The sequence below is a fragment of the Glycomyces sp. TRM65418 genome, from assembly GCF_019710475.1.
GTDB lineage: Bacteria > Actinomycetota > Actinomycetes > Mycobacteriales > Micromonosporaceae > Glycomyces.
This window is the reverse complement of the sequence record NZ_JAJFAX010000003.1, coordinates 435,291-459,855: the sequence shown is the minus strand read 5'-3', so window position 1 is coordinate 459,855 and position 24,565 is coordinate 435,291. Positions and strand designations below refer to the sequence as shown.

At 72.0% G+C, this 24,565-nt stretch carries 24 protein-coding genes; 13 read left to right on the top strand and 11 right to left on the bottom strand.

What is annotated here, in order from left to right; all coding sequences use genetic code 11:
- Positions 1-163: 163 nt before the first annotated feature.
- A complete protein-coding gene (locus K3N28_RS10150; protein ID WP_228092384.1) occupies positions 164-643 on the bottom strand; it encodes a MarR family winged helix-turn-helix transcriptional regulator in 480 nt (159 codons plus the stop codon).
- A gap of 102 nt (positions 644-745) precedes the next feature.
- Between K3N28_RS10150 and ribA the strand changes: the two genes are divergently transcribed.
- Positions 746-1,384 (top strand): GTP cyclohydrolase II, encoded by a 639-nt coding sequence (ribA, locus tag K3N28_RS10145; RefSeq protein WP_228092383.1) that lies wholly within the window; start codon positions 746-748, stop codon positions 1,382-1,384.
- A gap of 56 nt (positions 1,385-1,440) precedes the next feature.
- Here ribA and K3N28_RS10140 read toward each other — a convergent pair whose 3' ends face one another.
- Positions 1,441-1,797 (bottom strand): helix-turn-helix transcriptional regulator, encoded by a 357-nt coding sequence (locus tag K3N28_RS10140; RefSeq protein ID WP_228092382.1) that lies wholly within the window; start codon positions 1,795-1,797, stop codon positions 1,441-1,443.
- Between the two features lie 102 nt (positions 1,798-1,899).
- On the opposite strand from K3N28_RS10140, the gene K3N28_RS10135 reads away from it, so the two are divergent.
- The 4 genes from K3N28_RS10135 (at position 1,900) to K3N28_RS10120 (ending at position 5,319) form a co-directional block, all read left to right on the top strand.
- The gene (locus K3N28_RS10135) at positions 1,900-3,324 is read left to right on the top strand and encodes an NAD(P)-binding domain-containing protein (RefSeq protein WP_228092381.1); all 1,425 of its coding nucleotides are present in this window, start codon (positions 1,900-1,902) and stop codon (positions 3,322-3,324) included.
- 125 nt (positions 3,325-3,449) lie between these two features.
- Positions 3,450-3,821, top strand: coding sequence for a helix-turn-helix transcriptional regulator (locus K3N28_RS10130; RefSeq protein ID WP_228092380.1), 372 nt, complete (start codon positions 3,450-3,452; stop codon positions 3,819-3,821).
- Positions 3,818-4,891 carry an ACR3 family arsenite efflux transporter gene (gene arsB, locus K3N28_RS10125; RefSeq protein ID WP_228092379.1) on the top strand — a complete coding sequence of 358 codons (1,074 nt, stop codon included), beginning with the start codon at positions 3,818-3,820 and terminating at the stop codon, positions 4,889-4,891. Before K3N28_RS10130 ends, arsB begins: the two co-directional genes overlap by 4 nt.
- Positions 4,892-4,908: 17 nt before the next feature.
- The gene (locus K3N28_RS10120) at positions 4,909-5,319 is read left to right on the top strand and encodes an arsenate reductase ArsC (protein ID WP_228092378.1); all 411 of its coding nucleotides are present in this window, start codon (positions 4,909-4,911) and stop codon (positions 5,317-5,319) included.
- A gap of 49 nt (positions 5,320-5,368) precedes the next feature.
- On the opposite strand, the gene K3N28_RS10115 is transcribed toward K3N28_RS10120, so the two are convergent.
- From K3N28_RS10115 to K3N28_RS10095, 5 genes are all read right to left on the bottom strand, one after another.
- On the bottom strand, positions 5,369-6,259 hold the full coding sequence (locus K3N28_RS10115) for a carbohydrate ABC transporter permease (RefSeq protein ID WP_228092377.1): 891 nt from the start codon (positions 6,257-6,259) through the stop codon (positions 5,369-5,371).
- Positions 6,256-7,236: an ABC transporter permease gene (locus K3N28_RS10110; RefSeq protein WP_374209739.1), complete on the bottom strand. Its 981-nt coding sequence runs from the start codon at positions 7,234-7,236 to the stop codon at positions 6,256-6,258. Before K3N28_RS10110 ends, K3N28_RS10115 begins: the two co-directional genes overlap by 4 nt.
- A gap of 11 nt (positions 7,237-7,247) precedes the next feature.
- Positions 7,248-8,915, bottom strand: a complete 1,668-nt coding sequence (locus K3N28_RS10105) for an extracellular solute-binding protein (protein WP_304608707.1) — start codon at positions 8,913-8,915, stop codon at positions 7,248-7,250.
- Between the two features lie 284 nt (positions 8,916-9,199).
- Complete coding sequence (locus tag K3N28_RS10100; protein WP_228092374.1) at positions 9,200-10,039, bottom strand: maleylpyruvate isomerase family mycothiol-dependent enzyme; 840 nt, start codon at positions 10,037-10,039, stop codon at positions 9,200-9,202.
- 42 nt (positions 10,040-10,081) lie between these two features.
- The gene (locus K3N28_RS10095; RefSeq protein ID WP_228092373.1) at positions 10,082-10,756 is read right to left on the bottom strand and encodes a methyltransferase domain-containing protein; all 675 of its coding nucleotides are present in this window, start codon (positions 10,754-10,756) and stop codon (positions 10,082-10,084) included.
- Positions 10,757-10,818: 62 nt separating this feature from the next.
- On the opposite strand from K3N28_RS10095, the gene K3N28_RS10090 reads away from it, so the two are divergent.
- From K3N28_RS10090 to K3N28_RS10080, 3 genes are all read left to right on the top strand, one after another.
- The gene (locus K3N28_RS10090) at positions 10,819-11,652 is read left to right on the top strand and encodes a UbiA family prenyltransferase (RefSeq protein WP_228092372.1); all 834 of its coding nucleotides are present in this window, start codon (positions 10,819-10,821) and stop codon (positions 11,650-11,652) included.
- Between the two features lie 101 nt (positions 11,653-11,753).
- Positions 11,754-12,959, top strand: a complete 1,206-nt coding sequence (locus tag K3N28_RS10085; protein WP_228092371.1) for an acyl-CoA dehydrogenase family protein — start codon at positions 11,754-11,756, stop codon at positions 12,957-12,959.
- Positions 12,953-13,999: a type III polyketide synthase gene (locus K3N28_RS10080; protein ID WP_228092370.1), complete on the top strand. Its 1,047-nt coding sequence runs from the start codon at positions 12,953-12,955 to the stop codon at positions 13,997-13,999. The genes K3N28_RS10085 and K3N28_RS10080 overlap by 7 nt, the downstream gene beginning before the upstream one ends.
- A gap of 20 nt (positions 14,000-14,019) precedes the next feature.
- On the opposite strand, the gene K3N28_RS10075 is transcribed toward K3N28_RS10080, so the two are convergent.
- Positions 14,020-15,000 carry an aldo/keto reductase gene (locus tag K3N28_RS10075; RefSeq protein WP_228092369.1) on the bottom strand — a complete coding sequence of 327 codons (981 nt, stop codon included), beginning with the start codon at positions 14,998-15,000 and terminating at the stop codon, positions 14,020-14,022.
- Between the two features lie 148 nt (positions 15,001-15,148).
- On the opposite strand from K3N28_RS10075, the gene K3N28_RS10070 reads away from it, so the two are divergent.
- From K3N28_RS10070 to rhaS, 4 genes are read left to right on the top strand one after another with little or no spacing between them, the layout of a single operon-like run.
- Positions 15,149-16,657 carry a sugar ABC transporter ATP-binding protein gene (locus K3N28_RS10070; RefSeq protein ID WP_228092368.1) on the top strand — a complete coding sequence of 503 codons (1,509 nt, stop codon included), beginning with the start codon at positions 15,149-15,151 and terminating at the stop codon, positions 16,655-16,657.
- Positions 16,658-17,677 carry an ABC transporter permease gene (locus K3N28_RS10065; RefSeq protein WP_228092367.1) on the top strand — a complete coding sequence of 340 codons (1,020 nt, stop codon included), beginning with the start codon at positions 16,658-16,660 and terminating at the stop codon, positions 17,675-17,677.
- Positions 17,667-18,689 (top strand): ABC transporter permease, encoded by a 1,023-nt coding sequence (locus tag K3N28_RS10060; protein WP_228092366.1) that lies wholly within the window; start codon positions 17,667-17,669, stop codon positions 18,687-18,689. Before K3N28_RS10065 ends, K3N28_RS10060 begins: the two co-directional genes overlap by 11 nt.
- Positions 18,690-18,701: 12 nt before the next feature.
- Positions 18,702-19,775 (top strand): rhamnose ABC transporter substrate-binding protein, encoded by a 1,074-nt coding sequence (gene rhaS / locus K3N28_RS10055; RefSeq protein ID WP_228092365.1) that lies wholly within the window; start codon positions 18,702-18,704, stop codon positions 19,773-19,775.
- A gap of 25 nt (positions 19,776-19,800) precedes the next feature.
- On the opposite strand, the gene K3N28_RS10050 is transcribed toward rhaS, so the two are convergent.
- The 3 genes from K3N28_RS10050 to K3N28_RS10040 all read right to left on the bottom strand — a co-directional run bounded on the left by K3N28_RS10050 (position 19,801) and on the right by K3N28_RS10040 (position 23,577).
- Complete coding sequence (locus tag K3N28_RS10050) at positions 19,801-21,102, bottom strand: MFS transporter (RefSeq protein WP_228092364.1); 1,302 nt, start codon at positions 21,100-21,102, stop codon at positions 19,801-19,803.
- 56 nt (positions 21,103-21,158) lie between these two features.
- The gene (locus tag K3N28_RS10045) at positions 21,159-22,181 is read right to left on the bottom strand and encodes a LacI family DNA-binding transcriptional regulator (protein ID WP_228092363.1); all 1,023 of its coding nucleotides are present in this window, start codon (positions 22,179-22,181) and stop codon (positions 21,159-21,161) included.
- Positions 22,182-22,344: 163 nt separating this feature from the next.
- Entirely contained in the window at positions 22,345-23,577 is a 1,233-nt protein-coding gene (locus tag K3N28_RS10040; protein ID WP_228092362.1) for an alpha-hydroxy acid oxidase, read from the bottom strand.
- Positions 23,578-23,718: 141 nt separating this feature from the next.
- Between K3N28_RS10040 and K3N28_RS10035 the strand changes: the two genes are divergently transcribed.
- The gene (locus K3N28_RS10035; RefSeq protein WP_228092361.1) at positions 23,719-24,489 is read left to right on the top strand and encodes a sulfite exporter TauE/SafE family protein; all 771 of its coding nucleotides are present in this window, start codon (positions 23,719-23,721) and stop codon (positions 24,487-24,489) included.
- Positions 24,490-24,565: the final 76 nt, after the last annotated feature.

Sequence of the window (24,565 nt, the reverse complement as noted above, 5' to 3'; positions counted from 1 at the left end):
GAGTTCCTTCCAGTCGACGGGGACCGGACCGTCGATACGCGGTCCGGATGTTCGCTTCCACCTGAGATTGTACGAAAAGTATTGGTTCCCTAGGGGTCCCGAAGTTCGTGGATTTCGTCCCGTTGCGTCCCTTGGGGCGCGGTCGCCTCAGTGGGGACTTCCGCTACCAGCAGGCCTCGCCGTCGTTGCGCTCGATGATGCGGTCGCGGACCCGGCCGAGGCCTTCGGCGATCGCGCGGCGCTCCTCGGGGGTGAGCACGTCGATGAGGATCTCGCGGACCTTGTCGACGTGTCCGGGCGCGGCCCGTTCGAGCATGGCGCGACCCTCGGGGGTGATCTCGGCGAGGACGCCGCTCTTGCTCCACTCGCACTGGCGGCGCGTGACGAGCCCGGCCTTCTCCATCTGCCCGATCTGGTAGGTCAGGCCGCTCTTGGAGTTGACGAGCCGCTCGGCCAGCTCGGTCATCCGCATCGCGCCCTGCCGGGCCTCGTCGAGGTGGATGAGGATCTCGTACTGCAGGTGGGAGAGGCCCGTGTCCTCCTTGAGCTGCCGGTCGAGTTCGCGCCCCACCAGCGTCGCCGCCGGCATGAACGCCAGCCACGCCCGCATCTCGTCCTCGCTCAACCACCGTGTGTGACCCATGCCTCCAGCGTACTCCCTTGTTCAAATTTGAACTCAACTGTACCTTGATCACAGCGGTTCAAATTTGAACCGTGGTGTGTGCATCAGAGCATCGGAGACGACATGGACACCGCTCCAGCGACCGCCGCGATCCGGACCCGCGTCACCATCCCCCTGCGCTTCCCCGGCGAGCACGGCCGCGAGACCGCCGCGGAAGCGGTGACCTTCAAGGGCCTCGCCGACGGCGCCGAGCACCTCGCGCTCGTGCTGGGCGAGCCCGCCCCGGGCGCGATGCCGCTGGTGCGGCTGCACTCCGAATGCCTCACCGGCGACGTCTTCGGATCGGCCCGCTGCGACTGCGGTCCCCAGCTGCGCGAGGCCGTCGAACGCATCGGCGAGCGCGGCGGCGTCCTCCTCTACCTCCGGCAGGAAGGCCGCGGCATCGGCCTGTACAACAAGCTCGACGCCTACGCCCTCCAAGACGACGGCCTCGACACCTACGAGGCCAACGCCGCCCTCGGCCTGCCCGAGGACGGCCGCGACTACACCGCCGCCGCCCAGATGCTCCAAGCACTCGGCGTCGGCCCCTTCGAGCTGCTGACGAACAACCCCGACAAGGCCGCGCAGCTGCGCGCTCTCGGCGCTGACGTGGCGGGCACCGTCCCCACCGGCGTGTTCGCCACCGACGACAACGCCCGCTACCTCAGCGCGAAGGTCCGCCGCACCGGGCACACCATCGCCCTCCCCGAACTGGCCGCCTGACGACCGCGAAACCGGCCCCCGCGTCATCGTGACGCGGGGGCCCCGTCATGCGCGCTTCAGCGGTCGCGCTCGGACGAAGGCGGCGTCGACAGTCCTGCGAGCGCGCGCATGGGGGCACTGAACGCGTCGCAGCACAGGGCGTAGACGTTGCTGCGGCCCTTCGGTGTCACGGTCACCAGGCCGAGTTCGCGCAAGGGCGCGAGGTGGTGGGAGACGAGCGTCTGGGCGAGGCCGGTGGCCTCGGTGAGTTCGCGCACGGTGCGGGCGCGCTCGGACAGCAGCATGACGATGGCCAAGCGGTTCTCGTCGGCGAGGGCCTTGAACTGGGGCGCCAGGTCGCGGGCGCGTTGGACGAGGTGCTCGTCCGGCTCCGCGGAGACGTCCGTCAGTTCGATCTCGATCAAGCGGCTCATGGAACAAGTAAACCACGGGCCTTGCTATCATCAGTGTTCGCTGGTATCAATATTCGCAACTGTTGTGATCGCGAGCCGCGCGATCCCCGCAAGGAGGTCACCATGTCCAATCCCACCCGCCTCGTCCAGACCTGCGCCGTCATCGGCGCCGGGCCGGTCGGCCTGGCCGCCGCCGCGCACCTGCTCGAACGCGGCATCACTCCGGTCGTCCTCGAAGCCGGACCCGCGGCCGGGGCCGCGATCGGCCGGTGGGGGCACGTCCGCCTGTTCTCCCCGTGGCGGTTCGACATCGACCCCGCCGCCCGCCGCCTCCTCGAGGGCGCCGGCTGGAGCGAACCCGACCCCGACGACCTGCCCACGGGCGGCGAACTCCTCGCCCACTACCTCGAACCCCTGGCCGCGGCCCTCGCTCCGCATATCCGCTACGGCGCCCGCGTCACCGGCGTGACCCGCCTGGACGCGGACAAGACCCGCACCATCGACCGCGAAGGCCGCCCCTACCTGGTGCGCACCGTGAACGCGGACGGCACCTCGTCCGATGTGGTCGCCGACGCCGTGATCGACGCCTCCGGCGTCTGGGACCGACCCAACCCCCTCGGGGCCCACGGCCTGCCCGCCCCCGGGGAGACCGCGGACGCCCCGTGGCAGGTCGGCCCCCTCCCGGACGTCCTGGGCGCCGACCGCGCCCGCTTCGCCGGGCGGCGCACGCTCGTCGTCGGCGCGGGCCACTCCGCCGCCAACACCCTCATCGCGCTGGCCGAACTCGCCGAGACCGCCCCCGGCACCGAGGTCGCCTGGGCGATCCGCGGCCGCTCGGCGGCGAAGGTCTACGGCGGCGGGTCGGCCGACGCGCTCCCGGCCCGCGGCTCGATCGGCACCCGGCTGCGGGTCCTCGTGGAATCGGGGGCGATCAAACTCGTCACCGACTTCGCGATCCACGCCTTCGAAACGGCCGCCGACGGATCGGTGACCGTCGCCGGCACGAGCGGCGCCCTGGCCGCCCGCTTCGACGTCGACAACGTCGCCGCCGCCACCGGGTTCCGGCCCGACCTGGAGCTCCTGCGGGAAGTCCGCCTCGACCTCGACGCCGCCGTGGAGGCGCCGGCGAGGCTCGCCCCGCTCATCGACCCGAACTTCCACTCCTGCGGCACCGTCCCGCCCCACGGGGAAGCCGACCTCGCCCACCCCGACGAGGGCTTCTACATCGTCGGCGTCAAGAGCTACGGCCGCGCCCCCACGTTCCTGCTCGCCACCGGGTACGAGCAGGTCCGCTCGATCGCCGCCGCGCTGGCAGGGGACCGCGAGGCCGCCGACCAGGTCCGACTGGCACTGCCCGAGACCGGCGTCTGCTCCTCGAGCCCGGCCCTCGACGCCACCTCGATCGCCGACGCCGAGGAGGCCGCCGACTGCTGCGGCTCGTCGGCGGCCGTCGAAGCCCCGGCCCGCGGCCTGGCGACCGGCGTCCTCCACGGCCGCGCGGGCGAACGCGTCGAGCCGCCCCAGGTGCAGTCCGGCTGCTGCGGCTGACCTCCCATGGCCGCGGGGGAGGGCCACGAGCCCTCCCCCGCGCCGATGCGGGCCCGCAGCGGCCTGTGTCCCTCGCGACAGGGGCCCGCCTTGCCCACTGAATAGACATCAGTCAAACTAGACGCATGTCGAAGCAACCCGTTCGCATCGCGAGCCTCGGCGACTTGGACGACTGCCGCGTCCCGCTCGTGACCGAGCCGCTCAGCGCCTCCCAGGCCGACCGGCTCGCCCCCTCGTTCAAAGCCCTCGGCGACCCCGTGCGGCTGCGGCTGCTCTCGCTCATCGCCTCCCACGCGGGCGGCGAGGTCTGCGTCTGCGACCTGACCGACGCGTTCGACCTCACCGCCCCGACCATCTCCCACCACCTCAAGGTCCTCAAGGAGACCGGCCTCGTCACCGCCGAGCGCCGCGGCACCTGGGTCTACTACCGGATCCGCCCCGAAGCGCTCGCGCTGCTCTCCACCGTGCTCGCCGTCCCGCAGGAGGCCCCCGCGTGAGCGCCACCGCCGAAGCGACCGCCGCGGGCGGGCGCCTCTCCACCCTCGACAAGTACCTGCCGGTGTGGATCGGCGCCGCCATGCTCGCCGGGATCGCCCTCGGCCGGTGGATCCCCAGTGTCGGCGAGGCGCTCAACGCGATCCAGATCGGCGGCGTCTCGCTGCCCATCGCGGCCGGACTCCTGATCATGATGTACCCGGTCCTGGCGAAGGTCCGCTACGACAAGCTCGACTCGGTGACGGCCGACAAGCGGCTCCTGGTCTCCTCGATCGTGTTGAACTGGCTCATCGGGCCCGCGCTCATGTTCGCCCTCGCGTGGATCTTCCTGCCCGACCTCCCGGCCTTCCGCACCGGCCTGATCATCGTCGGCCTCGCCCGCTGCATCGCCATGGTCATCATCTGGAACGACCTCGCCTGCGGCGACCGCGAAGCCGCCGCCGTGCTCGTCGCGTTGAACTCCGTCTTCCAGGTCATCGCCTTCGGCGCCCTCGGCTGGCTCTACCTCGACGCCCTCCCGCGCTGGCTCGGACTCGACGCGACGGGCCTGGACGTCTCCGGCTGGGAGATCGCCCTCAACGTCGCCGTGTTCCTCGGCGTGCCGCTCGCCGCGGGCTATCTGACCCGCCGCATCGGCGAGCGCCGCAAGGGCCGCGACTGGTACGAGTCGCGGTTCCTGCCGAAGATCGGCCCGTTCGCGCTCTACGGCCTGCTCTTCACGATCGTGGTGCTCTTCGCCCTCCAAGGCGAGGCGATCCTCGGCCGGCCCATGGACGTCGTCCGCATCGCGCTCCCGCTGCTGGTGTACTTCGCCCTCATGTGGGCCGGGTCCTTCGCCTTCGGCAAGGCCGTCGGCCTGGGCTACGAACGCACGACCACGCTCGCGTTCACCGCCGCGGGCAACAACTTCGAACTCGCCATCGCCGTCGCCATCGCGACCTTCGGCGCGGCCTCCGGCCAGGCCCTCGCCGGCGTGGTGGGCCCGCTCATCGAGGTCCCGGTCCTCGTCGGCCTCGTCTACGTCAGCCTCTGGGCGCGCCGGTTCTTCCGCCCGTCCCCGCTCGCCGCCTGAACGCAAAGGAACCCGTCATGTCCGACAAGCCGTCCGTCCTCTTCGTCTGCGTCCACAACGCCGGACGCTCCCAGATGGCCGCGGGGTGGCTGACCCACCTCGCCGGCGACCGCGTCGAGGTCCGCTCCGCCGGATCGGCCCCGGCCGAGAGCGTCAACCCCGCCGCGGTCGAGGCCATGAAGGAAGTCGGCGTCGACATCGCCGACCAGCAGCCGAAGATCCTCACCTACGACGCCGTCGAGGCCTCCGACGTGTGCATCACCATGGGCTGCGGCGACGCCTGCCCGGTCTTCCCCGGGAAGCGCTACCTCGACTGGAAGCTCGACGACCCCGCCGGGCAGGGCGTCGAGGCCGTCCGGCCCATCCGCGACGAGATCAAGACCCGCGTCGAAGGCCTCATCGCCGAGCTCTTCCCCGACCGGGCCTGACACGCCGGACCGCACGCTCCTTCGCGGGGCGTGCGGTCCGGGGCGCGGCTCAGCCCTTGACCGCGCCGATGATGACGCCCTTCTTGAAGTGCTTCTGCACGAACGGGTAGATGATGAGCGCCGGGACGATCGCGATCATCACGATCGCCATCTTCACCGCCAGCGTCGGCGGGGCGTTGTGCAGCCCCGCCGCCTGCGGCAGCGGCGCCGACTCCACCACGTACGTCCGCAGCACCAGCGCCAGCGGCCACTTCGCCGTGTCGTCGAGGTACAGGAACGCGTTGAACCAGTTGTTCCAGTACGCGACCGCGTAGAACAGCGTGACCACGGCGATCACCGCCTTCGACAGCGGCGCGACGATCTGCCACAGCACCCGGAACTCCCCGGCCCCGTCGATCCGGGCCGAGTCGAACAGCTCCTGCGGGATGCTCATGAAGAACGCCCGCAGCACCACCACGTTGAACGCCGACACGGCCATCGGCAGGATGATCGACAGATAGTTGTCCCGCAGGCCGATCGCGCTCACCCACAGGTACACCGGGATCAGGCCGGGGAAGATCACGAACATCAGCAGCACCGAGAACAGCACCGTCTTGTGCCCGAACGAACCCGGCCGCGACAGCGAGTACGCGCCCAGGATCGAGACGACCACGCTGATGAACGTCCCGACCGCCGTGATCCCCAGCGACACCGCCAGCGACCTGAGCACCACCTTGTTGCGGAACATCTGCTCGTACGCCTCGAACGTGATCCCGTCGCCCGGCCAGACCACGAGCCCGCCGACGCGGTTCACCGTCTCGGCGCTCGACAGGCTCGTCAACGCGATCGTATAGAGCGGGAACAGGATCAGCAGCGCGATCACCGCGATGCTCACGCCCTTGGCGGCCCTCCCCGCGATCGTCGGCCTTTCCTCCCACGCGGCACGTTGCACAGGTTTCATGACTTGGAGTACACCCCCCGCTCGCCCAGCATGTGGGCGGCCTTGTTGGCGGCCAGGATGAGCACGAGGCCGACCACGCCCTTGAACAGCCCCGCCGCGGCCCCGTAGTCGAAGTCGCCGGTGCGGATGCCGCTGTAGTACACGAACGTGTCGAAGACCTCCGACGCCTGCGAGCCGACCGCGCTGCGCTGCAGGAAGAACTGCTCGAACCCGACGTTGAGCGCGTCGCCCAGGCGCAGGATCAGCAGCAGCACGATCACCGGCCGGATCCCCGGCAGCGTGATGTGCCACAGCCGCCGCCACCGCCCGGCCCCGTCCACCGCGGCCGCCTCGTACTGGTTCGGGTCGATCGCGGCCAGCGCCGCGAGGAAGATGATCGCCCCGAACCCGGCCTCCTTCCAGATCGCCTGCGAGGTCACCAGGAGGATGAACGTGTCCGGATCGGTCATCCAGTCCACGCCTTCGAACCCGTTGCTGCGCAACACCTGGCTGAGGAGCCCCGCGCCGCCGAGCATCTGCTGGAAGATCGCGATCACGAGCACCCAGGAGAAGAAGTACGGCAGGTACACCACGCTCTGGAGCATCGACCGCAGCCGCTCCGACGCCAGCGAATGCAGCAGCAGCGCGAGCGCGATCGGCACCGGGAAGTAGAACACCAGCTGGAACGCGGTGATCGACAGCGTGTTGATCAGCGCCCGCATGAACTCCGGGTCCGCGAACAGGACCTGGAAATGCGTGAACCCGACCAGCCGCGAACCGAAGATCCCGCCCGTGTACGGCTTGTAGTCCTGGAACGCGATCACGTTGCCCAGCGAGGGGATCCACCAGAACCCCCACACCAGGAGCATCATCGGCGCGGCCATGAGCAGCAGCGGCCAGTCCCGCCGCAGCCGGGCCCGCCAGTGCGCCTTGGGCTTCCGCTTCGCCTTCCGGGACGCTGCAGGACCGCCCCCGGTCTCGGCGACCGGGGACGTCATCGTCGGAGTGCTCACAGCCGGTCGTTGTCCTCGGCGACGCCGGTGTAGTACTCGCGGGCGTCGTCGCCGACCTTGGCGCGCCAGTCGTCGACGAGCTGGGTCCACGCCGCCACGTCGCGCTGGCCGCGGTAGATCTCGTGGTGGGCGTCGGCCATCGCCTCGTTCTCGGCGGCCAGGTCGGAGGGCATCTCGACGCGCAGGCCCTGGAACGGGTGGTCGTCGAGGAACGGCGCGGCGTTCGTCTCCCAGGCGTGCTGGGCCTCGACCAGGCCCGGGTACTGGAACTTGAAGTTCGCGTTCGGCCGGCCGGAGAGGAACAGGTAGGTGTTGGCGACCTCGGCCTGGCCGAGGTCGGTGCGCTGGGGCACGCCCTCGGCGTCGACGGTGAAGTGGACGCCTTCGACGCCGTCCCACACCAGGTCCCATTCCTTGGTGCCGAAGGGGGCCGAGCACCAGTTGGCGACCCGCAGGCACTCCTTGATCCGCTCCTCGGGGAGGTCCTTCCGGATGAAGGTGAACATGCCGGCCGGGTCGTCGCGCCAGATGGTGGGCGTGCCGCCGGGCTCGCGGGACATCGGGTTCACGGCCTGGAGGTCGAAGCCGGGCACGTCGCGGTAGGTCCCGAGCATCTCGTGCCAGGCGCCCAGGCCGTCCTCGTAGAACACCGCCTGGCCGGAGCCGATGATCTCCTTGGCGTTGGTGAAGCGGTCCGCGACGTAGTCGGGGTGGACCAGGCCCTTGTCGAAGACCTGCCGGGTGAACTCGATCGCGGCGGCGAACGCCTCGGTCTCGAATTTGTGGACGAGCTTCCCGCCGTCGACCTGCCACAGCGTGGGCACGCCCATCGCCTCCTGGACGGTCTGGTCGATGCTGGCGAACGCCCAGCGGTTCTTCGACGGGTCGTTCACCTCCTCGGCGATCGCCAGGAGCTCCTCGAGGTCGGTCGGCTGCTCCAGGCCCAGCTCGTCGAGGATGTCCTGGCGGGCGAACATCGTGTTCGTGTACGGCGCCCGCTCCCAGGGGATGCCGAGGAGCGTGCCGCCGAAGACGCCCATGGCCCACGCCGCGGTCGGGTAGCTCGCCAGGAGCGGGTACTCGGCGGCCTTGTCGCCTGCGAGGTACGGCGAGAGGTCGGCGAACAGCTCGTTGGCGGCCTCGCTGAAGTCGGAGAGCTTGATGATCTCCCAGCCCGGGATCTGGAACATGTCCGGGACGTCGCCGCTGGCGAGCGTGGTGGTGATCTTGTCGAGGTAGTTGTTGCCGTCGGCGATGTTGAACCTGACGGTGCCGCCGAGGGCCTCGTTCACCGCCGTGAAGTACGAGTTGTCGGGCAGGCCGGGCGGGGCGGGGTTCCACAGGGGAGTGATCGCGGTGATCTCCTCGCCGGTGGTCATGGGCGGCTCGGTGACGGCCTGGACCGGCTCGGCCGGACGCGAGAGGTAGCCGGGGGAGACGGTGCCGTCGGGCTGGCCGGGGAGGTCGGGCTCGACGCCGCCCTCGTAGGGCGTGTACGTGGGGAGCAGGTCGGCGAGCTCGTCGGAGCCGGCGGCGGTGCCTTCGGGTCCTTCCTCGAGCGCGGCGCAGCCGGCGAGGGAGGCCGCGACCGTGGAGGCCGCACCGACCTGGAAGAGGGTCCGGCGCTGGAGACGGAACGAGGGTCCGCTTGAGGTGTCGCCCATGGCGATGCCTTTCTTGGAGGGTTGCGGTGCTCGGTTCACTCGCGGCGCGCTGACTTCGCCGAGGCCGGTGTGCGAAGGGCGGAGGCCGCGAGTTGATTTGTGGGTACGTCCGAACAAATATAATCACTTCGATGAGACCGACGCAACACCCATCCCACACCGCGATCGAAGCCCAGCTCGTACCCGTCGGTAATTGTCCATAGTGGTCTATCTTTGGCGCACCGCGGCTGGGAGCGCTTCCTCGGCCGATTTCACCGTTGGGGCCGCGAAGGTCTCCCGCCCGGTCAGTAGACGATCGACACGATGCGGCAGGCGGCCTCGGCCAAGGCCCGGTCGCCGTCGACGCGGGCCCGGACCAGGGCGGCCTCCGGCTGGACGGCGCGCGTGCACAGGCGCCACGCGGTTTCGACGTCCAGGTCCACGCCGGCTTCCGGTGTCCCGCCGTCCGGTTCGGCGAGGGACCAGCGCTCCCCGGTGGCCGTGGCGGTCCAGACGCCGCCGGCCGGACCGTCGATCCGCATCCGCACCTGCGTCCCGGCCGGCGCGGCGACCTCGCGCAACGTGTGCGGCAGGGCCCGCATGAACGTGTCCAGGACGACGGCGAGGCACCGCGGATCGGTGTCGGTGCCCTGGCCGACGGCGTGGCGGATCTGCTGCCGGTGCGTCCAGTACTCGGTGAGCTCGCGCGCGGCGTCCAGCCACATCGGCGCCGGGTCGACCCCGGCCCAGGACACGCCCACGGCCGTGGCGCGGGGATCGACGGAGGCGAGGAACCGGGCGGTCTGACCGCCGATCAGGTCGAGGGTGTCGGTGAGCGCGGGCGGGCTCACCCGCGCGAACGCGTCCACCCACGCGCGGTTGATCCGGTGGACGAACGCCTCCAGGGTCTCGCCCGGCGCGAAGGCGGGCCCCGCACGGTGCGCGTCCCGGCTGCCGAGCCGCCCGTAGCAGTCGCCCAGGACGTGCGCGGCGACGTCGCGCACCGTCCAGCCGGGCACCGCCTCCCGCTCCCAGTCGGCGGGCGTCAGGGCGCGCAGCGTGCCCATGAGCGCGGCGTGCTCGGGCGCGAAGAGCGGGCGGGCGTCGATCGGCGCGCCGAGCCAGGCGAAGGTGTGCGAGTCCATCCCCGAAGCCTGCCGATCGAAGACGACCGCGGCAACGGAATTTCAGGATTCCCTGCGGCCCCAAGCCTGGAAAAGGACCGCCGTCGTCCGGACCGGAAGCATCCGAACGTCGCCGCGGCGCCGCAAGAGCCAGGACGCGAAGTCCGTCAACGAGGGCCGGATGCCCCTGAGCGTCAGCGGCACGCCGTGGCGCGCGCATTCCTCGACGAGCACCGCCCGGTCCACGAGGAGCGCGGGGTCGTGCACACCCCTGTGGGCGATCCGCGGGATCCGTTCGGCCACGTCGATGGCGAGCCGCCGGCACAGCGCCGTCGCCGCCAGCGTGTCGATCACGAGCAGGCCCCCGGGCCGCAGCAGGCGGCAGGCCTCGGCGACCGCGCGGGGGAGATCCGGGACGTGTTCGAGGATCTCACCCGCCACGACCACGTCCGCGCAGCCGTCCGCCAGCGGCACGGCCGCCACGTCCGCTCGGACGCCGAGGACCCCGTGACCGGCGGCCTGCCGCAGCGCCTCGGCCGAGAGGTCCACGCCGACATGCCGGTAGCCCTTGCCCGCCAGGTGCGGCGCCAGGAGCCCCGCCCCGCAGCCGAGGTCGACCAGCACCGCGCCCTCGCGCGTCGCCGCCGGCACGAGCCGGGCGCGGGCCGCGGCGAGCCAGTGCAGCATCGCGAACACCCCGCGCGGACGCCACCATTCCCCGGCGAGCCGGTCGTACATGGCCGGATCGTTGGGCCTCAAGGGGCTTCCGCTCACCCCGCCAGGATGGCACACTGGCGGCCGTGAGTCTCTTGTCGGCGGGTTGGGCCATGGTGCGGGCCTCGCATCCGCTTCCCGCCCTTGCCGTCACGGCCCTCGCCGCCGGGCTGGCGATCGGCGCGGACCGGTCGTTCGGGTCGGGCCTCGTCGCGGTCGCGGCGGTGTTCGCCGGCCAGCTGTCCGTCGGATGGCTCAACGATCTCGTCGACGCGCCACGGGACGCCCAAGTGGGCCGCCGCACCAAGCCCCTCGCGACCGGCGAGGTCACCCCCAGGGCCGTCCGGCGGGCCTTCGTCGCCGCCGCCGTCGCCGCGGTGGTCCTCTCGCTGTGGTCCGCCCCGCTCGGTGCGGCCGCGCACCTCGCCGCGCTCGCCTCGGCCTGGGCCTACGACCTCGGCGTCAAGGCCACCGCGTACTCCGTGGCGCCGTTCGCGGTGTCGTTCGGGCTGCTGCCCGCGTTCCTCTTCCTCGGCACGCCCGCATCGCCGTTCCCGCCGCTGTGGCTCCTGGCGGCCGCCGCGGCCCTCGGCAGCGCGGCGCACTTCGTCAACGTCCTGCCCGACCTCGACGACGACGACGCCACCGGCGTCCGCGGCCTGCCGCACCGCCTGGGGCCGTGGCCGAGCCGGTTCATCGCCGCCACGCTGGTCCTGGCCGCCTCGGCCCTGGTGGTGTTCGGTCCGAGCGGCGCGCCCGCGGCGCTCGCCCTCGCGGCCGTGCCACTCTCGGCAGTGATCCTGGTCGCCGGGCTCGTCCTCGACCGCCGTCCCCGCTCCCGGGTGGCGTTCCGCGCGGTGATGCTGGTGGCGCTCATCGACGTGGCCCTGTTGCTCCACAGTGGCCTCGCGCTCGGGTGAGGCGCGCGGGGGTTGTCCGCGACCCCGGTTCCGTGGACACTGGTGAGCAGACCCGCCCGGCGCGACGCCGGACCGGCCCGGCATCGGAGGAGCGTGCGCCTGTGACGACCAGTGAGCCCCCGGCGGACGGCCCGAGCGACGGCGCGCGCGCCCTCGCCCTGGCCCGCGAACTCGCCCCGAGATTCGCCGAACGCGCCGCGGCGCACGACGAACGGGGACGGTTCCCGGAAGCGGACTTCGCAGACCTGCGAGCCTCGGGCCTCTTCGGACTGATGGTGCCCCGGCGCCTGGGCGGCTTCGGCGCCTCGTTCGCCGAATACGCCAGGGTCGCCACCGCACTGGCCCGCGGCGCGGGCTCCACGGCCTTGATCTTCAACATGCACGCCTCGGTCACCGGCGCGCTCGCGCAGACCCCCGACGACCTCGTCAAGCTCCTGGGCGCCCCCGCGAGCTCCTTCGAGGCGCGCGACAAGGCGCTGGCCGCGGCCGCCGCGGGCGCGCTCTACGGCGTCGCCATGAGCGAGCGCGGCAGCGGCTCCCGGCTCTCGCAGACCTCCACGGCCTACCGCCGCACCGAGGGCGGCTACCGGATCACCGGCAGCAAGGCCTTCGTCTCCGGCTCGGGCCACGTCGACGCCTACCTCGTGACCGCACGCGACGCCGAAGCCGAGGACCCGCAGGTCTCCTACTTCCTCGTCCCCACCGGAGACGGCATCCGCGTCGAGGAGACCTGGGACTCGCTCGGCATGCGGGCCACCGGCAGCCACGACGTCCACTTCGACGTCGAAGTGGACGCCGACGCCCTCCTCGGCGGCGTCGAGGGACTGACCCTCATGATCGCCGAGGCCATGCCCCAATGGCTCGTCGCCTCCTACTCCGCCGTCTACGCGGGCGTCGCCCGCGCCGCCGTGGACGCCGCCGCCGAACATCTGAACGCGCGCCAGCTCACCGGCCTCCCGTCCGCCCGCGCCCGCCTCGGCCGCGCCGACGCCGCCGCGGCCGCCGCCGAACTCGCCGTCGCCGAGACCGCCGCCCGCATCGACCGCGCGCCCGGTGAACCGGAGACGAACCGCTGGGTCTGGCGCGCCAAGCTCATCGCCGGCGACACGGCCCTCCAGGTCGCCTCCTCGCTCCTGGAGGCCGCCGGGGCCTCCGCCTCCCGCCGCGGACACCCACTCGAACGCCTCTACCGCGACGCGCGCTGCGGCGCACTGCAACCGGCCACCTCCGACGTGTGCGCCGACTGGCTCGGCGTCGCCGCCCTCGGCGAGGACCCCGACCACGACGCCGAGGTCCCCCGATGGTGAACGCCGCGATCGCCGGGATCGGCTCGGCCATGCCGCCCGCCTACACCCAGGACGAACTCTGGGACGAGGTCTTCCGGTGGCACTTCTCCCGCAGCAGGGTCGCCCAGCGGATCTTCACGACGACGAACGTGCGCGCCCGCCACTCGGCCCTCGGCCTCGACGACCTCAGAACGGTCGCCGAATGGTCCACAGGGGAGCGCATGCGGCGGTACGGCGTCCACGCCCCGCCGCTGGCCCTCGCGGCGGTCCGGGACGCCCTGGCCGCCGCCGACACCGACGCCGAGGACATCGGCCTGCTCGCCGTCGCCTCCTGCACCGGTTACGGCACACCCGGACTGGACATCGCGCTCGCGAAGTCCCTGCCGCTGCGCCCGGACGCCCGGCGGCTCTTCGTCGGCCACACCGGCTGCCACGCGGCCCTGCCGACCCTCGCCTCGCTCGCCGACTACGTCGTCGCCCGCAACCGGCCGGCCGTGCTGCTGTGCCTCGAACTCACCTCGCTGCACCTCCAGCCGGCCTCGATCGACCCCGAGCAGATGGTCACCCACGCCCTGTTCGGCGATGCGGCCGCCGCGCTCGTCCTGCGCCCCGACGACCGCGCGCCGCGGATGCGCGTGGTCGACGTCGCCTCCCGGACCGACACCGGCCGCAGCGGCGACATGACCTGGGACATCACCGATCTCGGCTTCCGCATGGGGCTCTCCCCGGAAGTGCCCGACGCGCTCGCCGCGCAGGTCGGGCCCGTGGTCAAGGACCTGCTGGGGCGGCACGGCCACGACCTGACCGACGTCCACGGCTGGGCCGTCCACCCCGGCGGCCCGCGCATCCTCGAAGCCGTCGAGGAGAGCCTGGGCCTCGGACCGACCGCGCTGGCGGCCTCGCGGCAGGTCCTCGCCGAGCACGGCAACTGCTCGTCGGCGACGGTGCTGCTCGTGCTCCGCGAGCTGCTGGACGCCGGCCCGCCGACCGGACCGATCGTGGCCCTGGCGTTCGGTCCCGGCCTGACCCTCTACGCCGCCCTCCTCGAACCCGCCCCCTAGCGGAGGCAACGCGCCCGGCCTCAGAAGAAGGTCGGCTCCCGCGGCGTGTACGACTGCTCCAAGGAGGTGACCTCCTCGTCGGTGAGCTCGACGTCCAGGGCGGCGACCGCGTCGGTGAGGTGGTGCGGCTTGGTGGCGCCGACGATCGGGGCGTCCACGACCGGGTTCCGCAGCACCCAGGCCATCGCGATCGTCGCCATGGCGACGCCGCGCTCGGCGGCGATCCGCGCGACCGAGTCCACGGTGGCCTTGTCGCTGTTCTGGACCACCGGGCGGCCTTGACGGTCCACGGCCGGCCCGTTCTTCGAGCGGACGGTGCTCCGGTCGCCCCAGGGCCGGGCGAGGACGCCCCCGCCGAGCGGGCTCCACGGGATCGAACCGACGCCCTGGTCGGCCAGGAGCCCGAACATCTCGCGCTCCTCTTCGCGCTGGATGAGGCTGTACTGGTCCTGCATGGAGATGAACCGGGTCCAGCCGCCGAGTTCGGCGGCGTGCTGCATGGAGGCGAACCGCCACGCCCACATGGACGAGGCGCCGATGTAGCGGGCCTTGCCGGCCTTCACGACGTCGTGGAGGGCCTCCATCGTCTCCTCCACGGGCGTCTCGGGGTCGAACCGGTGGATCTGGTACAGGTCCACATAGTCGGTGCCGAGTCGCTTCAGCGAGGCGTCGATCTGCTCCATGATCGCCTTGCGCGAGAGACCGGACCCGCCCGGACCCTCGTGCATGGGGGAGAAGACCTTCGTCGCCAGGACGACGTCGTCGCGCCGGGCGAGCTTCTTGAGCGCGCGGCCGGTGATCTCCTCCGATGAACCGCGGCCGTAGACGTTGGCGGTGTCCCAGAACGTGATGCCCGCGTCGAGCGCCTGCCGGAAGAGCGGCTCGGCGTCCTCGTCCCCGAGGGTCCACGGCGAGCGCTCGCTCGGCGTCGCGAAGCTCATGCAGCCCAACGCGATGCGGCTGACCTTCAGTCCCGATGAGCCGAGCTTGGTGTATTCCATCGACATGGCCTTTCGTGGGAGCCGATCGGGTGCACCACGATCTTGCCACCGGAACGCGCGGCGCGGGAGGGCTTGACCGCGAAGGGCATCGGTTTGTATGGTTCTATTGCATCGATACATTGAAACGATTCATTAGGCGGGGGTGGTCATGAGCGAAGCGGTCCCCGTCGTCGCGCTGCGGGACGTCGAGAAGTCCTTCGGGGCGGTGCGCGCCCTGCGCGGCGCCGGGCTGGAACTCCACGCCGGCGAGGCCCACGCGCTCGTGGGGGAGAACGGGGCCGGCAAGTCCACCCTGATCAAGATCCTCGCCGGGCTCTACCGGCCCGACGCCGGAGCGATCGAGATCGACGGCGAGCCCGTCGACCTCCACGACCCCTCGGCGGCCATCGCCGCCGGGATCGCCGTCATCTACCAGGAGCCCGCGCTCTTCGGCGACCTCACCGTCGCCGAGAACCTCTTCATCGGCCGCCAGCCGCGCGGCCGACTCGGCCGGATCGACCGGGCCGCCATGGACCGCGACGCGACGGCGCTGTTCGAGCGCCTCGGCGTCCTCCTCGAACCCGACCGGCCCGCCAAGGGCCTCTCGATCGCCGACCAGCAGCTCGTCGAGATCGCCAAGGCCATCTCGCTCGACGCCCGCGTCCTCGTCATGGACGAGCCCACCGCCGCCCTCACCTCCCGCGAGGTCGAACGCCTCTTCGACGTCGTGCGCGCCCTGCGCGCCAAGGGCACCGCGATCCTGTTCATCTCCCACCGCTTCGACGAGGTCGAGGCCCTGTGTCAGCGCGTCACCGTCATGCGCGACGGCGCGCACGTCTCCACCGACCCCATGGGGGAGGTGACCGTGGACGAGCTGATCCGCCGCATGGTCGGCCGCGAACTCGCGGCGATGTTCCCCCGGGGCGAGGCCGCCCCGGGCGAGGTCGTCCTCGACGTCGAAGGCCTCGCCAGCGCCGAACGCTGCCGCGACGTGTCCTTCCAGGTCCGCGCCGGGGAGATCGTCGCCCTCGCCGGACTCGTCGGCGCCGGCCGCAGCGAGGTCGTCCAGGCCGTCTTCGGCGTCGCCCCGCGCGAGGCCGGACGCGTCCGCGTCCTCGGCCGCGACCTGCCCTCGGGCAACCCCCGGGCCGCCATGCGCGCCGGGGTCGCCCTCGTCCCCGAAGACCGCCGCCAGCAAGGGCTCCTCCTCGACCTCTCGGTCATGCGCAACGCCACCCTCGTCCGGCGGGGCCGCCTGGCGCGCTTCGGCTTCCTCACCGGCGCGGCCGAGCAGCGCGAGGCCGCCGAATGGACCGGGAGGCTCCAGGCCAAGTACGGGCGCCTCACCGACCCCGTCGCCACCCTCTCGGGCGGCAACCAGCAGAAGATCGTCCTCGCCAAGTGGCTCGCCACCGGCCCGCGGCTGCTCATCGTCGACGAGCCCACCCGCGGCATCGACGTCGCCACCAAGGCCGAAGTCCACCGGCTCCTGTCCGACCTCGCCGCCGACGGCGTCGCCGTCCTCATGGTCTCCTCCGAGCTCCTCGAAGTGCTCGGCATGGCCGACCGGACCCTCGTCATGCGCGAGGGCCGCCTCGCCGGCGAACTCCCGCGCGCCGACGCCACCGAGGAGGCCGTCATGCGCCTCGCCACCGGACAGACCGCGGAGGCCCGGTAAATGACCATCCCCGCCCCGACCCGCACCCCGACCGGGTCCACCGTCCTCGACCTGGTCCTGCGATTCCGCGCCCTCGGACTGCTGCTCGCGCTCGCGGTCCTCGTCGGCGCGACCGCGTCCGTGAACGCCCGGTTCCTGTCCGGCCAGTCGGTCCGCGACCTGCTGTTCGCCGCGGCGGTGACCGTGCTCCTCGCCTGCGGCATGACCACCGTGGTCCTCACCCGCGGCATCGACCTCTCGGTCGGCTCCACGCTCGGCCTCGCGGCCTACCTGACCGCCGACGCCATGAGCGGCGGCGTCCCCGTCCCCCTCGCCGTCCTCATCGGACTCCTCGTCGGCCTCGCCTGCGGCGCGGCGAACGGCGCGATCGTCCACTTCGGCAAGGTCCCCCCGCTCGTCGCCACCCTCGGCACGCTCTACGTCTTCCGGGGGATCGTCTACTTCACCGCCGGAGGCTCCCGCGTCAACGCCTCCGACCTGCCCGGCGGCTTCCTCGACTTCGGCAACGGGACCCTCCTCGGCGTCCCCTACCTCTTCCTCATCGCCGCCGCCGTCCTGGCGGTCGTCGCGCTCTTCCTGCGCGACTACCGGTCCGGCCGCGACCTGTACGCCCTCGGCTCCAACCCGGAGGCCGCCGCGCTCGCCGGGATCCCCGCCGGCAGGCGCCTCATGACCGCCTACGCCCTCAGCGGCACGCTCGCCGGGCTCGGCGGCGTCCTCTACGCGGCCCGCTTCGGCACCGTCGACGCCTCAGCCGGGTACGGCATGGAACTCGACATCGTCGCGGCCGTCGTCGTCGGCGGCGTCGCCATCTTCGGCGGCTCCGGCACCGTCCTCGGCGCCGCGCTCGGCGCCCTCCTGCTCACCGTCATCGACAACGCGCTGCCGGTGCTCAGCATCCCGCCGTTCTGGCAGCAGGCCATCGTCGGCGCGCTCATCCTCGCCGCGATCGCCCTCGACCGCCTCGTCGCCCTGCGCGCCGCGCGCGCCCTGCGAAAGAAGGGCTCCCATGTCGGATAGAGCACCGGCCGATGCAGCGCCATTGTGGAGCGCCCTGCGGCGCTTCGCCTCCTGGGACGCGGTGATCATCGCCGCCACCGCGCTCTTCCTCGTCGTCGCCGCGTCGACCGTCGAGCACTTCGGAACCGCCCGCAACGCCGGGCACATCATCGTCGACCTCGCCCCCGTCCTCCTGCTCGCCCTCGTCATGACCCTCATCGTCGCCACCGGCGAGATCGACCTCTCCGTCGCCAGCACCGTCGGACTCACCGGGGCCGCCATGGGCTGGATGTGGAACCACGGCATCGCCCTGGAGACGATCATGCCGCTCACCGTGCTCCTCGGGGCCCTCCTCGGCGCGGTCAACGGCCTCTTCATCACCGGCTTCGGCCTCCCGTCCCTCGCCGTCACCATCGGCACCCTCGCCCTCTACCGAGGGCTCGCGTACGTCGTCCTCGGCGACACGGCCGTCGCCGACTGGCCGCGCGACTTCACCGGCTGGACCCTCGGCACGATCGGCGACACGGGCGTCCCCAACATCGTCGTCCCGCTGATCGCGCTGGCGCTGGTCGTCGGGCTCGTCCTGCACTGCACTCCGATCGGCCGCGCCGTCTACGCGGCCGGGGCCAACCCGGTGGCCGCCGCCTACTCGGGGATCGCGGTGGGGCGCTTGAAGTGCTGGCTGTACGTCGCCTCCGGGGCGATGGCCGGACTCGTCGGCGTCTTCTGGACCCTGCGCTACTCCTCGGCCCGCGCCGACAACGCGTACGGCCTCGAACTCACCGTCGTGGCGGTGGTCCTGCTCGGCGGCGTCTCGATCTTCGGCGGCAAAGGCCGCCTGCCGGGCGTCCTCGCCGCCGTGGTCCTGCTGACCGCGCTCCAGAACGCGCTGCGCCTCGCGCACGTCTCGACCGAGACGCTCACCGTCGTCACCGGCGCGCTCCTCATCGCCGCGGTCCTGGCCCCGAACCTCCTCACCGCCGCGGGCGACGCCCTGCGGTCCCGACGGCGCCGTGCCGCCGCATCCCTCTAGGAAGGAAACCCGATGTCCCGCAAGCGACTGCTCTCCATCACCGCCTCGCTCCTCGCCGGTGTCCTCATCGCCGCGAGCGCCTGCGGCGGCACCACCCGAGGCGACGACGAAGGCGACGGGCCCACCGGCACCGGCGGCACCGCGAACCCCGACGCCGAGTACCGGACCGGCCTGTCGTTCGCGATGCTCCCGAAGCAGGTGAACAACCCCTACTTCGAGGCCTCCAGCACCGGGGCCGAAACGGTGGCCGCCGAGCTCGGAGGGGAGTACGAGTTCACCGGCCCCTCCGACGCCTCGGCCTCCTCCCAGGTCAGCTACATCGACACGCTGAGCCAGCAGGCCACGGACGTGATCCTCCTGTCCGCCAACGACCCCAACGCCCTGTGCTCCTCGCTCGACCAGGCCCGCAGCGGCGGGTCCGTCGTCGTCACCTTCGACTCGGACGTGGACCCGGCCTGCCGGGACCTGTTCGTCAGCCAGGTCGACAGCGCCGAGGTCGGCCTGGCGCTGCTGGAGATGACCGCCGAGCAGATCGACGGCACCGGCGAGATCGCGGTGCTCTCGGCGACGGCCAACGCCACCAACCAGAACGCCTGGATCGACGTGATGCGGGCCGAACTGGAGTCCAACCCGTCCTATGCGGACATGGAGCTGGTCGAGGTGGTCTACGGCGACGACGAGGACGAGAAGTCCTTCTCCGAGACGCAGGGCCTCCTGCAGGCCCACCCGGACCTGCGCGCCATCGTCTCGCCCACCACCGTGGGCATCGCCGCCGCCGCGCGGTACCTCTCGGGCTCCGAGTACCAGGGCCAGGTGGCGCTCACGGGCCTGGGCACGCCGAACCAGATGCGGGAGTTCGTGAAGGACGGCACCGTCACCGAGTTCGCGCTCTGGGACCCCACCGCCCTCGGCGAGCTCGCCGCCTACACCGGGGCCGCCGCCGCGTCGGGCATCATCACCGGCGCCGAAGGCGAGGTCTTCACCGCGGGCGACCTCGGCGAGTACACCGTGGGCGCCGACGGCGTGGTCACCCTCGGCCCGCCGACCCGCTTCAACGCCGAGAACATCGACGACTTCGACTTCTGACCGCCCGCGGCCGGCGACCGCGGCACTAGCCGCGGTCGCCGGCCGTGATCGGTTCGTTCCTCGGCTCGTCTCGGTCGGCGGTCTTCGCCTTGCGCTCCATGCCGAACAGGAACAGGATCGCGGGCACGAGCACGGCCGCGCCGGTCAGCAGCGCCGCCCGGAGGGAGAAGGCGCTGCCGACCGCGCCGATGACCGGGCCGCCGACGATCTGGCCTCCGCTGTCGAACATGTCCCGGGCCGAGAGCGCGGTCGCCCGCACCTTCGGCTCGACCCGGACCACCAGCCAGCCGTTGACCAGCGGCTCGTACAGCGGCCGCGCGGCCGAGAGCAGCAGCAGGAACCCGATCGCGACCCAGAACGCGCCGGAGAGGCTGTAGCCGATCACGCCGACCAGGGACACCACGGTGAATCCCGCCAGCATGCCGATGATGCCGCCCGACCCGAGCCTGGCGGTGCGCCGGCCGGCCCATTCGGTGAGCCCGATCCCGGCCAGCGCCACCACGCAGGAGATCAGCGCGAACCACATGGCCGGTTCGAGCCCGAACGTCTCGGGGAAGCCGATCTCCTCCAGCAGGAACGCCCCCGAGAGCCGGTCGTAGCTCTCGCTCCACAGCCCGAACGCGAAGGTCATCCCCAGCAGCAGCACGAGCCCGGGGACGACGCGCGCGGCGCGGCGCGAGGCGCGCACCTGCACACCGGCCTCGGTGCGGGCCTGCCGGAGGACGGTCGTGACGCGGCCGTCCTTGGCAGGACGCTGGAAGTGCCGCTCGGGCATCATGAGCGCGAGCGCGACCGTGCCGAGCGCCATCAGGGCCCCGCCGACGAGCATCGGCAGATTGAGCGCGACGCTCGCGAGCACGCCGCTCAGCAGGCTGCCGGTGATGCCGCCGATGAAACCGAGCTGCGTGGCCCGCAGGTACACCGGGGTCATCTCGGCCCTGCGGGTCTCGTCGGCGACCCACGACTCCAGCGCCCCGCTCCACAGCGCCGCGCCGAGCGCGAGCAGCACCTGCGCCGCCAGGTGGACCCAGAACTCGGAGGTGAGGCCCTGCCAGAGGAGGCCGCCCGCGTACACCCCGAAGCCGGCCACCACGCAGGCGCGCCGGCTCACCAGGTCGGCCAGGAAGCCGGTGGGGAGCTGGAACAGGAGGTAGGTCGCCTCGAGGACGGTGCCGATCATCAGCAGCTGGAACGGGTCCAGGCCTCCCTCCTCGATCCGGTAGACCACCGAGGTCGTGAACGCCATGCCGACCATGAACGACAGGCCGACCCGCATGGCGAGGTAGAGCCGGTACGGGTCGGTGCGGGCGCGGTCGAGCGGGGGCATCGGCTCCTCCAAAGGGGGGTGATGCCCGACAACGCTGGTCTAACCGCGCGGCGATGTCAATCGACTTCGGCCGGAGGGGCCACCGATTCGCGGCTGACGAACTCGGTCGGCAGGACCGGCTCCTCTTGCGCGGGGCCGCCGTCGATCTCGACGAGGAGCCGCCGGATCGCCATCTCGCCGATGGTCGCGAACGGGCTCCTGATGGTGCTCAGGGCCGGCGTGGGGAGGTCCGCGCCGAAGATGTCGTCGAAGCCGACGATGCTGAGCCGGCCGGGCACGTCGACCCCGTGGTCGCGGCATTCGCGCAGCAGCCCGAGGGCGACAAGGTCGTTGTAGGCCATGACGGCGGTGACGTCGGCGTCCATGACGTGCCGGTATGCCGCGGCGCCGCCTTCGCGGGTCGGGGCGGCCGTCTTGAGCTCGACCGCGGACAGGCCCCACGCCTCGGCGAGGTCGAACAGCGTCTGCCGTCGCAGGCGGTTCATCCACGAGGCCTCGGGTCCGGCGAGATAGGCGACCCGCCGGTGGCCGGCGTCGCGCAACCGCTCGAGCGCGGCCGTCATGCCGGGCAGCACGTCGGGGATCACGGCCGGGATGCCCGTCACCAGGCGGTTCACGATGACGAGCGGCTTCATGAAGGACAGTTCCTCGATGGCGCCGTCCTCCAGCCGCGACCCGACCAGGAGCAGGCCGTCCACCGAGGTCTGGAGCCGTTCGGCGGTGGCGCGTTCGAGCTCGGGCGATTCCTGCGAATCGGCGAAGACCAAGGTGGACCCGGTCTCGGAGGCCACGCGTTCCGCGCCGCGCACGAGGTCGAAGTACACCGGGTTGGTGATGTCGGAGACCAGGAGGGCCAGGGTGCCGGTCTTGCCGGTCGGCAGGGCCCGCGCCATCGGGTTGATCCGGTAGCCGAGCTCTTCGGCGGCCTTGCGGATGCGCTGTTCGGTCTTCTCGCTCAGCCGGCCGGGCTTGTTCAGCGCCCGCGACACGGTCGAGGGGCTCACCCCGGTCATGCGCGCGATGTCGTAGATCGTCGCCGGCGGCTTGCGGCGGCGCGCGGCTGCGTCAGTCTGGCTCACACCTCTCCCTTCGCAGCGGTTGCCGGAGTCGCCTTCCGGCACGCGGGCGGGCCGCGCGACGCCGGGGCCAGCTGAGCATACCGGAGGAGCGCCGGGTTCAGGAAGGCGAAGGACGCTTGCGGATGAGCGAGGGCGGTCGAGGAGCCGTCCCGGGCCGGACCGGTCAGCGCGGGGTCAGGCGCTGGAGCTGGGTGACGTGCCCGGGTTCGAGTTCCTCGAGCGAGGCCACGCCGAGCAGCTTCATCGTCCGCACGACCTCCTCGCGCAGGATCGCGATCGCGCGGTCCACGCCGGCGCGTCCGCCCGCCATGAGCCCGTACAGGTAGGCCCGGCCGATCATCGTGAAGCGCGCGCCCAGGGCGACGGCCGCGACGACGTCCGCGCCGGACATGATCCCGGTGTCCAGGTGCACCTCGGTGTCCTTGCCGACCTCGCGGACCACCTCGGGCAGCAGGTGGAACGGGACGGGGGCGCGGTCGAGCTGGCGGCCGCCGTGGTTCGACAGGGTGATGCCGTCCACGCCCAGGTCCGCGAGGCGCTTGGCGTCGGCGACGGTCTGGACGCCCTTGACGACGAGCTTCCCGGGCCACTGCTCCTTGATCCAGGCCAGGTCCTCGTAGTCCACGGTGGGATCGAACATGGTGTCGAGGAGTTCGGCCACGGTCCCCGACCAGCGGCTCAGCGACGCGAACGCGAGCGGCTCGGTGGTGAGCATGTCGAACCACCAGTTCGGGTGCCGTGCCATGTCGAGCACCGTGCGGACGGTGAGCTCGGGCGGGATCGCGAAGCCGTTGCGCTTGTCGCGCAGGCGCGCCCCGGCCACCGGCACGTCGACGGTGACCAGGAGCGTGTCGAACCCGGCCGCGGCGGCCCGCTCGACCAGGGCCATCGAGCGGTCGCGGTCCTTCCACATGTACAGCTGGAACCAGTGGCGCCCCTCGGGGCCGCCGACCTCGGCCACGTCCTCGATCGGCGTGGTGCCCATCGTGGACAGGGCGAACGGGATGCCCGCCGCCGCGGCGGCCCCGGCCCCGGCCCGCTCGCCCTCGGTGTGCATCATCCGGGTGAACCCGGTGGGCGCGATCCCGAACGGCAGCTCGCTGCGCCGCCCGAGGACCTCCCAGCCGGTGTCCACCTTGGCGACGTCGCGGAGGATCGCGGGGTGGAACTCGATGTCCTGGAACGCCTGCCGGGCCCGCGCCAGCGACAGCTCGGCCTCGGCCGCGCCCTCGGTGTAGTCGAACGCCGCCCGCGGCGTGCGCCGCTGGGCGATCAGCCGCAGGTCCTCGATCGTCAAGGCGGCGCGCAGGCGGCGGCGCTTGCCGTTGAAGTCGGGCTTCTTGAAGCGGACCAAGGGGAGGAGGTCCTTGGGGCGGGGGAGTTGTCGCTTGGTCATGTGCGGGCCTATTGAATCGTTTCAGAATCGGGTCAAGCCGGAGCCTACCGCACCCCGCCCTCCAGCGCCAGACCCGTTCCCGGGCACATCGCCACCGGCCGCCTTCCGCCGCGGCGGGAGCGGAGTGAAGGATGCGGTCTCATGACCGAACTTCCCTCGGATCCGATCTCCTGGGCGGCGCTCGCGCTCGCGGCGGCGCTGGTCGGCTTCTCCAAGACCGGCATCAACGGCACCGCGTCCCTGTCGATCCTGCTGTTCGCGACGATGCTTCCGGCCAAGGAGTCGACCGGGGCGCTGCTGCCGGTCCTGATCCTGGGGGACCTGTTCGCGATCCGCTTCTACTCGCGCCACGTGGAGTGGCGGATCCTCGGCCGCCTGGCCCCGTGGGTCGTGGTCGGCGTCGCCGGCGGCGCGGCGGCCCTGTGGTTCGCTGACGACGCGACCATGCGGGTGCTCATCGGATCGATCCTGCTGGCGATGCTCGCGCTGCAGGTCTGGTCCCGGCTCCGGCCGAAGTTCGGCAAAGGCCCGGCCGAGCCGAAGCCGCCGACCGGTCTGGCCCGCAAGAGCGCCGCCGCGGGGGCCGGGATCGCCGCCGGCGCGGCCACGATGACGGCCAACGCGGCCGGCCCGGTGATGGTCCTCTACCTGATGCTCTCGGGATTCCCGAAACTGCGGTTCCTCGGCACCATGGCCTGGTTCTTCTTCGCGGTGAACCTGTTCAAGGTCCCGATCAGCGTCGGCCTCGGCCTCATCACCTGGCACACGCTGCTCATGGCGCTCCTACTGGTCCCGGCCGTTGCCGTCGGGGCGCTCGCCGGACGGGCCGTGGTGCACCGCGTCGACCAGCGGCAGTTCGAGATCGCCACCCTCGTCCTCTCCGGGGCCGGCGCGGCGCTGCTGATCGTCTGAACGGGACGAGCGACGCCCCCGGGCCGATCCTCTGATCGGCCCGGGGGCGTGTCGTCGATGCGGCCTGCGGCCGGTC